The following is a 10,994-nucleotide window of genomic DNA, read 5'->3' on the forward strand; positions in this document are numbered from 1 at the left end:
CCGGGACGGGGTGCGGGATCAGGCCATGGTTCCGTCACCCGACCGGTCCAACAGGTCCTAGAGTGTGCGCGTGACCGAGCAGAAATCCGAACTCATCGCCGGCCGCTACCAGCTCGTCGAGGCCATCGGCCAGGGCGGCATGGGCCGGGTCTGGCGCGGCGTCGACCAGCAGCTCTTCGGACGCGAGGTCGCCATCAAGGAGATCCTCTTCCCGGCGGGGCTGGACGACGGCGACCGCGCGACGCTGCTCAGGCGGTTCACCGGCGAGGCCCGCGCGGCGGTCACTCTCAGCCACCCCGGGATCATCACCATCCACGACGTGGTCGAGCACCACGGCGCCCCCGTCATCGTCATGGAGTTCATCCGGGGAGAGTCCCTCGCCGCGGCCATCCGCCGACAGGGTCGGCTGCCCGTGCAGCGTGTGGCGGAGATAGGGGCCGCCCTGCTCGGCGCGCTCACCGAGGCCCATGGCGCACGGATCATCCACCGCGACATCAAGCCGGACAACGTGCTCCTGACCAAGGACCGCGTCGTCCTCACGGACTTCGGCATCGCCCACCTGGCGGACGCCACGACCAAGCTCAGCCGGAGCGGGACCGTCATCGGCACCCCGCACTACATGCCCCCGGAGCAGCTGGAGGGCAAGCGCCCGACCCCCGCCAACGACCTGTGGGCGCTCGGCGCCACCCTCTACCACGCCATCGAGGGACGCCCGCCGTTCGAGGCCGACGGGCTCCACGCCCTTGCCGTGGCCGTCTTCACCCGCCCCCACCGGCCGCCGACCCATGCGGGCCCGCTGGCGCCGGTGCTGGACGCGCTCCTCACGAAGGACCCGGCGCAGCGCATCGGCGCAGCCGAGGCCGCCGAGCTGCTCGCGTCGGCGCTGCGGTCCTCCCGGGTGGACACCTCCCCGGAGACCGTCGCGCGCGAGACCGTACCGGCGCCCCTCCCGGAGGCGGAGACGGAGCACGCTCCGGCCCCGACCGAGCGGGAAGCGGAGCTGCCTCCGCCGTCCCCCCTGCCGACGCCCACGGCCGTGGAACCGGCGCCCATGCCCGATACCCTCCGCCCGCCCGTACCGGAGCGGCCGACCACCCCGCCCGTGGCCGTACCCCCGGCCGAGGACGTGATCTCGCTCGGCTGGACCGGCCGGGAGGGGCGGGAAGAAGGTGCTTCCACCCGACGGCGCACCCTCACGCGGCGCTCCGCCGTTCTGGGCGTGGCCATGGTCACGCTCGCGGCCGGCTCCGTTCTGACCTGGAAGCTGACCCGCGACACCCCGCCCGCCGGCGGAACGACCGGAGGCGGCGCCTCGGCCTCCGCCGTCACGGTGGTCATCGGGGTGGACGCACCGCTCAGCGGCGACCTGTCGGCCATGGGGGTCGGCATGAAGAACTCCGCCGACCTGGCGGTCAGGACGTCCAACCGCACCGGGCACGTCCCCGGAGTGAAGTTCGAGATCAAGGCTCTGGACGACGAGGGCACGCCCGCGAAGGGCCAGTCGAACGCCGCGCAGTTCATCGATGACGGGAAGGTCCTCGGCATCGTCGGGCCACTCACCTCCGGCGTCGCCAAGACCATGGCGCAGCCGCTCGGACAGGCGAACCTGGTCAACGTGTCACCGGCCAACACCGACCCCGTGCTGACGCTGGGCCCCGATTGGGCCAAGGGCTCCAAGTCCCGGCCCTACAAGAGCTATTTCCGGACCGTCGCCACGGACGTCGACCAGGGACCGTTCGCCGCCCGGTACCTCCACGGCGACGCCGGGAAGAGGAAGCTCTACGTCATCGACGACGGCAGCGCCTTCGGCACCGGCCTCACTGCCGGGTTCAGCGCCGCGTTCACGAAGCTCGGCGGAACCGTGGTGGGCACGGACCGGGTCGATCCCGGGCAGGGCGACTTCTCCTACCTGGCCTCCCAGATCCGGGGATCCGGCGCCGATGCCGTGTATTTCGGCGGCTACTACGACACCGCCGGACCGCTCTCCGAGCAGGTCGAGCAGGCGGGCGTGAGCGTCCCCCTCATGGGCGGCGACGGCATCTTCGACCAGCAGTTCCTCACGACGAACACGAAGGCCGAGGGCGACCTCGCCACGGGCATCGGCGTTCCTGCCGAGGACCTGGCAAAGGGACAGGAATTCCTCAAGCAGTACGAGGAGGCGGGGTACCCGGAGGCGGCCGGTTCGTACGGCCCCTACGCGTACGACGCGGCCTGGGCCGTCATCGAGGCGGTGAAGGCCGTGGTGGAGGCCCATGGCGGGGCCCTGCCCGCGGACGCCCGGGCGAGGATGCCGCAGGCCGTGTCGGGGCTGGCCTTCGACGGCGTCACCGGTCGCGTGGCCTTCGACGAGTACGGCGACACGGTCAACCGCCGGCTGACGGTGTACGCGGTCAAGGGCGGCAGCTGGACGACCGTGAAGAGCGGCACCGGCACCCCCTGAGCCCTCCCGGACGCCTCTGGGCGCTCCCGGACGCGCCGGAGGCGCCGTGGCTCCCCCCTTGGCAGCCACGGCGCCTCCTGTCCGTCGAGCGACCTACAGCCGCTGCCAGAGCGCCGGGACCACTGGCGGCTCCCAGCCCGTCTGGGCCTGGTGGCCCTGGATGCAGCGGTAGCTCGCGCCGCCGTAGGTGACGGTGGCGCCGGCCGCGTAGACGGAGCCGGCCTTCCAGGTGCCGCCGGGCTCGGGGTTGCCCGGGCCGGGGCCCGGGTCGTTTCCGGTGACCTTGAGGGTCAGGCCGTAGGAGGACAGGATCGGGTTCAACGGCTGGAAGAAGGTGGTTCCGCCACTGGAGCAGTTGCCGGAGCCGCCCGAGGTCACGCCCTGGGCCTGGCTGCCGGAAATGTAGGAGCCGCCGGAGTCACCGGGCTCGGCGCAGACCGTCGTCCGGGTGACGCCGGAAATGGTGCCCTCGGGGTAGGTGACGCTGGTGTTGTGCTGCTGGATGGTCCCGCAGTGCCAGCCGGTGGTCGATCCGGAGCGGCACACCGAGGCCCCGACGGGTTGCAGCACCGAGCCGGTGACCTGCACGTTCGCCCCGCCGCTGCCCTTCACGTAGGGGGTGGAGGACCAGTTCGCGTTCGCCGCGACCCAGGCCATGTCGTTGCCGGGGAAGACGGAGGCCTGGAAGGAGCCCTGGGCGACCTGGTTGAAGCCGCTGGTGGTGGTCCCGGCCCGCCCGCAGTGCCCGGCGGTGGCGAAGCCGTTCACCGTGCCCTTGGTGATCGGGAAGCCCACCGAGCACCGGCCGCTGCCGTTCATGTAGTACGCGTCCCCGCCGCGCAGGTCGTACAGCGGGCGCGGGGCCTCGGCGGTACGGACCACCGTGACCAGTGCCGGGTCGGTCCCGGTGGCCGCCAGCAGGCCGGCCGCGGCTCCGGGCCGGGCCTCCTCGACGACCAGCGTGTTGCCGCGCGGGTCGACGTAGCGGACCGGGGTCCCGGCGGTGGCGGCCCGGTCCAGCGCGGCCTTCGCGGTGTCCAGGTCGGCCAGGGAGCGGCCGACCAGCTTCGCCCGGGCCCCGGTGGCCCGTATCGACGCGGTGTCGGCGGCCCGGGTGGTGGCCACGGTCAGGGTCCCCGCGTCGGCACCGTCCAGCCAGGCTCCGGCGAAGGCCGCGCCGAGCCGGGCCTGCAGCCGGGCGGCGGTCGCACCCGCCTCGGCCTCGTGAGCCAGTCGGACCTTGGCCTGTGTGGGGGTCAGGCCGAGGTCGCGCTGCATGGCGGTGAGCAGCTCGGGAGGGGCTTGTGCGGTGTGCAGGGTGGCGGAGGCCGACTTCTGCGGGCGTGCGGTGTCGGCGGAGTCCGCGGGGGCTGCGGTGGCAACGGCGCCGGTGGCGGCCAGCAGCAGCCCGGCGGCGGCCAGGGCGGTACACGCCGCGCGGGCGTGTCGCTTGAGCATGGGGGATCTCCTCGGTTCAGTGGGGGTCAGCGACACCGTAGGAATCCGAACGCTGCTGCGGGAGATGCCGGTTGGCCCCTCCCCTGGTGTTATGGCCGCGCGTCGGAGGCCCGCGCCGGGCGGCCGGTGGGCGGGCCGCCGGCGGGCCGTCGGGGCCCCTCCGGCCTACGCCCGTTCCGCGAGGGCCGCCGCGACCGCGACCGCGGAGGACCGGGCCAGCGCCTCCGCGTGCGCGTCCCGGGCATGGCCCAGCACCGCTGCCGCCCGGGCGGCTGCCCGCGCCGCCGGATGCCAGCCGAGCAGGTGCCTCCACACCAGCGGGCTCCCGGCTAGGGGCCGGGTCACGAGCCCGGGGGTCACGGGGAACGTCGCCCGGCACAGGCCCACGGCCCGCCCGACCTGTACGAGGTGCACGCACGAAGCCGTGTCCGTCTCGTACACGCACGCCGGGGTGAACCCGGCGCGCACGCACGCCGCCGCGAAGCAGTCCCCGAAGCACCCGTCGCCCGGTACGTCGGTCCAGGCCTCGGCGGCCAGCTCCGCGAGCTCGATCCGCGGCCGCCGCGCCAGCGGGTGGTCCTCGGCCAGCATCACGTGCACCGGGTCCCGTGCCACCTCCATCCACGCGAGCCGCCCCGGCTCCGGCGGGGCGCTCTCCCCGCACACCCCGACCAGGGCGAAGTCCAGCCTGCCGGCGGCCACGCCCCCGGCGACCTCCCGTTCCGACCAGGAGGTGTACGTGGTCACCGGTACCCCGGGCTCCTGCCGGATGATCCGGTCCACGAGCCCGCCCAGCAGCGGCCCGTGCGTCCCCCCGAGCCGGTAGCCGACCGTGCCCTGCCGGGAGAAGCGCACCGCCTCCTCCTGGAGCTCGCACACGGCCGGCAGGACCACGCGGGCCCGCTCCAGCACCAGCTCCCCGAGCGCGGTGGCTCGTACGCCGGCCCGCCCCCGGACGAAGAGCGGCCCGTCCAGCGCCCGCTCGATCCGCTTGAGCTGGGTGCTCAGAGCGGGCTGCGTGAGCCCCAGCACGGTGGCCGCGCGGGTCAGGCTGCCGGCGTCGGCGACGGCTCTGACGATCTTGAGGTGCCTCAACTCCAGATCCATGCCCTGAGCTTGGTCCAGACCTGTGCGCCTGCGCTACGGGTCTGCCGCATCCGGAATCCGTCGGCCGACAGGTTCGGGTGTCTGCCCTGCTCAGGAGGGTGCGATGCTTCATGCACGCCGGCAGTGAGCCGGCTCGATGAAGGGCGGCGTCACATGGCAGCAGGATTCTCGGAGTGGAAGGTCAACCGGCAGTACGCGGAGAACGACCGGGTCGTCCATCTCGGCAGGCAGTACCGGTGCCTGGTGACGCACAAGTCCAACTCCGCGAGCAATCCGGCGACGACCGTCAAGATGTGGCAGCCCTACGCCGGTTGAGCGGCCCGCGCTCGCAGCCCGCGGTGAGCCGGGTGACGCCCGATTGGAAGCGCTCTCAGTCCTCGGCCCGTCCCGGCGCTAGGCTGTAGACGATCCGGCGAAGGCAGAGGTCCGCACCACCCTGCGCGTCGCCGCCCCCCGTCGACGAGGAGCCACCGCCTTGCCCGAGCAGTCCCCCGGGACCCGCCCCACCCTGGAAGCCGTCGCGGCGCGTGCGGGGGTCTCCCGGGCCACCGCCTCGCGGGTCGTCAACGGGGGCGACGGGGTCCGCAAACCGCTGGTCGACAAGGTGCTCCGGGCGGTCGACGAGCTCGGCTACGTACCGAACCACGCGGCCCGGACGCTCGTGACCCGGCGGACGGGCGCGGTGGCCGTCGTCATCGCGGAGCCGGAGGTGCGGATCTTCTCGGACCCCTTCTTCTCCCAGCAGATCCGGGGCATCAGCAAGGAGCTGACCGCCCACGACACCCAGCTCGTGCTGCTGCTGGTGGAGGGGCCGGGGGACTTCGACCGGATCACCCGGTACCTGTCCGGGGGGCACGTGGACGGCGCGCTCGCCTTCTCGCTGCACACGGACGACCCGCTGCCCGCGATCACCCGGCGAGCGGGGATTCCGACCGTGTTCGGGGGGCGGCCCGGCTGGACCGCCGACCCCGGCGAACGAGCCGTTCCGTACGTCGACGCCGACAACCGGGGCGGGGCCCGGGTCGCCGTGCAGCACCTGCGGGACCTCGGGCGGGAACGGATCGCGCACATCGGCGGGCCCCCCGACCAGACCTCGGCGATGGACCGCCTCGACGGCTACCGGGACGTGCTGCTGGACATGGATCCGACGCTCGTCGCCCAGGGCGCCTTCACCGTGGAGAGCGGGGCGCGGGCGATGGCGGAGCTGCTGGAACGGCGGCCCGACCTGGACGCGGTGTTCGTCGCGAACGACCTCATGGCGTCGGGGGCGCTGCGCGTCCTGCGGGATCGCGGGATCGCGGTGCCGGATCAGGTGGCGGTCGTCGGGTTCGACGACATGGATCCGGTGGCCAGGGAGACCGACCCGCCGCTGACCACCGTCAGGCAGGACATCGAGGGCCAGGGGCGGCTGATGGCACGGCTGCTGCTGCGCATCCTGGACCGTACGGGGAACGGCGCGGCACCGGACTCGGTGATCACCCCGACCATGCTGGTCCGGCGGGACTCGGCCTGACCCGTCCCCGGCGCACGCGTACGGCGGGTCTCCGCCCGAAGGAGCCGGAGACCCGCCGCACCGATCGTGCCCGTACGCCTGGTTCGTCCAGGCAGGGGACTACACGTACGGGATCTTCAGCACCGCCGCGTCCGTGCCCGTCTGCACCTGTGACGTGCCGTTGCCCAGCGCGTTCCAGATCTCCAGGCGGACCGTGCCGTTCTTGAGTTCGCCCAGGCTGCCGGTGACGGCCTGCGCGCCGACCGCCTGCGTGTACTCCTCCCAGCCCGCGACCGGGTCGGTCGCGAAGTAGCGGAAGGTCTCGGTGCGGTCGAAGGTGCCGTCACCGGTCAGGTCGTAGCTGACCCGGACCTGCGGGGCGAGCCCGACCTTGGTACCGGCGTCCACCCGGAGGCGGAACGCTGTGGCAGCCCCGGCGGACACCTTGCCGTTGACCTGCTTCGCCTCGTAGACGGTCGGCCGGTACGGGGTGCCGTCCCGGTTCACGCCGTCGGCCGAGGCCAGGGTGTCCGCGCCGGCCGGGTCGGTGGTTGCGGTGGTGAGGACGCCTCCGGTCTTGAGGCGGAAGGTGTTTCCGGTGGACGGGCCCGGCTCCTCCGGGTCCGGGTCTCCGCCGCCGGGCCCGGTGCTCGTGGCCGTCGAACGGGCCGGTACGGAAAGGGTCTTGCCGTCCGAGAAGGTCACCGTACGGGTGGTGGAACCGTAGTTGTGCGCGGTGTAGGTGCGGGTTCCGTTCTTGCTGAAGACGGCGGAGGTGGGCAGGTCGCCGCTGACCGTCATGTCCGGTGCGCCGAGGGTGTCGAGGGTGTTGATCCAGTGGTAGGTGTGCGCCTTGGACTCACCCTGCTCGGGGGTGTAATTGCCGTTCGCACCGTCCCACTTGGCCTTCGCCGAGGCCGGATCGGTCAGCGCCTCGAACTCCCAGAGCAGGTCGCGCCACTCCTGGGCCGGGCCGCCGTTCTCGCGCTCCATCTCGGCGATGTTCCGCTTGATGGCGGCCTTCTCGCGGGCCAGGTGGAGCGAACCTCCCGTGACGGGGAGGACGTTGATGCCGTGGATCTCCTCCGGGTTGGCGGTCCACCAGGTGGAGTACGCGGCTCCGCTGCCCCAGACCATGCCGACCGTGCCGTACTTGTACGAGGCGGGGAAGACCTGCTCGCTCGCGTCGAACCAGTACTGGGTGATCGCCTCGGACTCCGTCGTCAGCAGGTAGCTGCCGAGGTCGCGGAGCGAGGTGTCGCCGGTCGCCGCGCCCCAGAGCACGAGGCCGGCGCTGAGGTTGACGGACTCCGACGAGGACTCCTGGTTGTTGCCCGCCGCGAAGCCCTGGTGGCCGGAGGCCCAGCTGTGGCCCGCGTACACGTCGAAGCCGCGCAGGAAGGGGTACGCCGCGTCGGTGCGGCTCGGGTTGGCCGTGTCGCGGATCAGGTGCTTGATCATCGTGCCCCAGGCGGGGTCCGCCGCCCAGGCCGGGTCGTACTGGGCGATGATCGCCGCCGCGTAGACGTAGTAGCTGTAGTGGAAGTGGTGGTCGTTGAGTTCGGTGTCACTGCCGTACGAGGCCGGGTAACCGGTGAGGGTCTTCCAGTCCTTGTCGTAGCTGAACCCGCTCGCCCCGCCCGCCGTGAACCACTCCTGGAGCCGGCCCTTCATCAGGCCGAGGAGCTTGTCGCGGGTCGCGGTCTGGCCGATCTGGTCGGCCACGGGCACCAGTTGGGCGAGGCGGCCGAGCGCCTTGCCGGTCCAGTAGGTGTCGGAGGCCCCGGAGAACGGGTCGGCGGCATTGGCAACCTCGTTGAGGTAACCGGTCAGCCGGGCCCGGTCGACGCCACTGGTGGCGGGCAGGGCCGGCACCACGCCGTTGTTCTTCTGACTGGTGGTGAAGGAGGCGGACTCGCGCACCTTCATGGTGCCGCGCGGTGAGACGTACGTGTACGGGGTCAGCGCGTCGGCGGTGTGCAGCCACTGGTGCCGGTAGAGGGCCTGGAGCGTGCCGCGCTCGGTGCCCTCCTTGGCCTCCGTGGTCAGGGTGTAGGTCGCCCGGACGTCGCCGCCGGCGCTCTGCCAAGCCACCTGGGAGCCGGTGACGAAGCTGAACGCGTACTTGCGGTAGGTGGCGAGGGCGTCCGTGGAGGGCAGGACGGCGAGCGAGAAGTAGTCCTTGCCCGCGAGTCCGGCGGTGATCGCGGTGCCGGAGACGTTCCAGTCGGCGCCGGTCGGGGCGAAGAGGGCGTAGTGGTGACCGGCGACCGTGATGCCGAGGACGTTGCCGTTGTCCGCGAAGACGGTGGTCGTGGAGGCGGTCGTGATGCGGGCGTCGCCGCCGGAGCCCTTGGCGTACACGAACGGCATGCCGTGGCCGATGGTGGCCCGGAAGGTGCGGGAGCCGTCCGCCCAGTACGGGGTGACCGTCCAGTCGGACCAGGCGTCGGCCTTGGTGTCGGGAGAGTTCAGTCCGGTGAGGCCGACGGTGAGGTCGGCCTTGTGGGCGTACTCGTACTGGCGGCCGTCACCGACGATCGCGGGCGCGGTCGGGTAGCCGACCTCCAGGCCGGAGGCCTTGGCCTGGTACGTGAGGGGGTGACCGTACATGGGGGTGGAGTACGGGTTGTCGCCGTAGCGCTGGTAGGCGAGCGAGGTCCACCAGTCGTTGGTCGGGACCGGCTTGTCCCGGGCGGCGGCGGTGAGCTTGGGGGTGACGGGGGCGCCGGTGTTCGTGGTGGGGCCCGACGTGCCGGCAGGTCGGGTGTCGGTGTAACTGCCGGACCCTGCCGGGATGGTGGCGGCTGCCGCCGGGGAGGCGGCGGGGCCCAGGCCGACGGCGGCCAGGCCGATGGCCAGGAGCGTCGCCACAGCGGGTCTGGAGAGGGAGGCTTGCACGAAACACACCTCGATCACGTGGGGGGGAAGAGCGCGTTCGAGAGCGCTCTCAAGTGCCAAGGAACGTAAACCTCCTGAAACCTCAGCGTCAAGGGAGCATGCACAACGTGCAGTTATGCGTAACGTCAAGCTGTTATGCGTTCGAGTCTTGACGGGGGACAGGCGGTGGGGGACGCTCCAGACGCACGCACTGAGAGCGCTCTCAAAGCAGCGCTCGGTTCATCCCGAAGTCAAGGGAGGCTTCCCATGCCCATCGCCCGAGTCGCCAAGAGAGCCACGGCCCGCCTCGGCGCGGTCGTCCTCACGGGGGCCCTCCTCGCCGCCTGTGGATCCAGCGCCTCGCCGGACGCCGCCGACGGTGCGGGCGGCAAGGTCACCCTCACGATCGACCTCTTCGGCTCCTTCGGCTTCAAGGAGGCCGGGCTCTACGAGGAGTACCAGCAGCTCCACCCCAACGTGACGATCAAGCAGAGCGACACCCAGGACGAAGCGGACTACTGGAAGTCGCTCCAGACCCGCCTCGCGGGCGGCGGCGGTCTCGCGGACGTGCAGGGCGTCGAGGTGGGCCGGATCGCGTCGGTCACCCAGCAGCAGTCCGACAAGTTCCAGGACCTGAAGGCGTACGGGGCCGACAAGCTCGCGGGCCAGTTCGCCGAGGCCAAGTGGTCTGCGGCGACCACGAAGGACGGCAAGGTCCTCGGCCTCGGCACGGACGTGGGCCCCGAGGCCATGTGCTACCGCACCGACCTCTTCAAGCAGGCCGGTCTCCCCACCGACCGCGAGGAGCTCGCGAAGAAGTGGTCCACGTGGGACGGCTACCTGGAGCTGGGCAAGGAGTACAAGAAGAAGGCGCCCGCCCAGAGCGCCTGGCTGGACAGCATCGGCTCCCTCTACGGGGTCATGATCGGCCAGGAGAAGGAGCGGTACTACGACGCCTCGGGCACGTTGATCTACGAGACGAACCCGGCGGTCAAGGCGGCCTGGGACACCTCCGTGAAGGCGGCCGAGGCCGGCCTGAGCGCCAAGCTCGACCAGTGGTCCCCGCAGTGGAACCAGGCCTTCGCCGCCGGTTCGTTCGCCACCATCCCCTGCCCGGCCTGGATGCTCGGCTACGTCAAGGGCCAGGCAGGTGCCGCCGGCCAGGGCAAGTGGGACGTCGCCAAGCTGCCCGGCGGCGCGGGCAACTGGGGCGGCTCGTACCTCTCGATCCCGCGTGCGGCCAAGCACAAGGAAGAGGCGTACAAACTGATCGAGTGGCTCACCGCGCCCGAGCAGCAGGCGAAGGTCTTCCAGAAGCAGGGCAACTTCCCGTCCTCGACGGGCGCGATCGCGAAGATCGCCGACGCCAAGGACTCCTACTTCTCCGGCGCCCCGATCGGCCAGATCTTCGGTGACGCGGCCAAGGAGTCCCCGGTCCAGGTACTGGGCGTGCACGACCAGAACGTGATGCAGCAGCTGACGAACGCGCTGAGCGAGGTCGAGCGCAAGGGGGTCTCGTCGGACACGGCGTGGGAGACGGCGAAGAAGGGCGTGGCGAACGTCATCGGCTGACACCGGTCGCGGGGCGACCGGCGGCCGTCCTCCCCGGCGGCCGGT

At 71.9% G+C, this 10,994-nt stretch carries 7 protein-coding genes; 4 read left to right on the plus strand and 3 right to left on the minus strand.

From position 1 onward, the window contains the following. The first annotated feature begins 70 nt into the window (after window positions 1-70). Window positions 71-2,440 (plus strand): bifunctional serine/threonine-protein kinase/ABC transporter substrate-binding protein, encoded by a 2,370-nt coding sequence (locus ACODT5_RS04175; RefSeq protein WP_422517825.1) that lies wholly within the window; start codon window positions 71-73, stop codon window positions 2,438-2,440. Window positions 2,441-2,533: 93 nt separating this feature from the next. Here the strand turns inward: ACODT5_RS04175 and ACODT5_RS04180 are convergent, their stop codons facing one another. Together ACODT5_RS04180 and ACODT5_RS04185 are read right to left on the minus strand one after the other, a co-directional pair. Next, the gene (locus ACODT5_RS04180) at window positions 2,534-3,898 is read right to left on the minus strand and encodes a carbohydrate-binding protein (protein ID WP_422517826.1); all 1,365 of its coding nucleotides are present in this window, start codon (window positions 3,896-3,898) and stop codon (window positions 2,534-2,536) included. Between the two features lie 165 nt (window positions 3,899-4,063). Beyond that, window positions 4,064-5,005, minus strand: a complete 942-nt coding sequence (locus tag ACODT5_RS04185; RefSeq protein WP_422517827.1) for a LysR family transcriptional regulator — start codon at window positions 5,003-5,005, stop codon at window positions 4,064-4,066. Window positions 5,006-5,158: 153 nt separating this feature from the next. Between ACODT5_RS04185 and ACODT5_RS04190 the strand changes: the two genes are divergently transcribed. Both ACODT5_RS04190 and ACODT5_RS04195 read left to right on the plus strand, forming a co-directional pair. Continuing rightward, window positions 5,159-5,320, plus strand: a complete 162-nt coding sequence (locus ACODT5_RS04190; RefSeq protein WP_422517828.1) for a carbohydrate-binding protein — start codon at window positions 5,159-5,161, stop codon at window positions 5,318-5,320. A gap of 160 nt (window positions 5,321-5,480) precedes the next feature. Then, window positions 5,481-6,518, plus strand: a complete 1,038-nt coding sequence (locus ACODT5_RS04195; protein ID WP_422517829.1) for a LacI family DNA-binding transcriptional regulator — start codon at window positions 5,481-5,483, stop codon at window positions 6,516-6,518. 99 nt (window positions 6,519-6,617) lie between these two features. Here ACODT5_RS04195 and ACODT5_RS04200 read toward each other — a convergent pair whose 3' ends face one another. After that, a complete protein-coding gene (locus ACODT5_RS04200; protein WP_422519546.1) occupies window positions 6,618-9,416 on the minus strand; it encodes a glycosyl hydrolase in 2,799 nt (932 codons plus the stop codon). A 228-nt stretch (window positions 9,417-9,644) separates the two neighbouring features. On the opposite strand from ACODT5_RS04200, the gene ACODT5_RS04205 reads away from it, so the two are divergent. Beyond that, the gene (locus tag ACODT5_RS04205) at window positions 9,645-10,949 is read left to right on the plus strand and encodes an ABC transporter substrate-binding protein (RefSeq protein WP_422517830.1); all 1,305 of its coding nucleotides are present in this window, start codon (window positions 9,645-9,647) and stop codon (window positions 10,947-10,949) included. Window positions 10,950-10,994 lie beyond the last annotated feature (45 nt).

This window comes from Streptomyces tatrensis (assembly GCF_049310065.1).
Lineage (GTDB): Bacteria > Actinomycetota > Actinomycetes > Streptomycetales > Streptomycetaceae > Streptomyces.

Excerpts from the sequence above, each read along its gene's own strand:
- ACODT5_RS04205 (WP_422517830.1), top strand. The coding sequence starts at position 9,645 with ATGCCCATCGCCCGAGTCGCCAAGAGAGCCACGGCCCGCCTCGGCGCG.
- ACODT5_RS04185 (WP_422517827.1), bottom strand. The coding sequence starts at position 5,005 with ATGGATCTGGAGTTGAGGCACCTCAAGATCGTCAGAGCCGTCGCCGAC.
- ACODT5_RS04190 (WP_422517828.1), top strand. The coding sequence starts at position 5,159 with ATGGCAGCAGGATTCTCGGAGTGGAAGGTCAACCGGCAGTACGCGGAG.
- ACODT5_RS04180 (WP_422517826.1), bottom strand. The coding sequence starts at position 3,898 with ATGCTCAAGCGACACGCCCGCGCGGCGTGTACCGCCCTGGCCGCCGCC.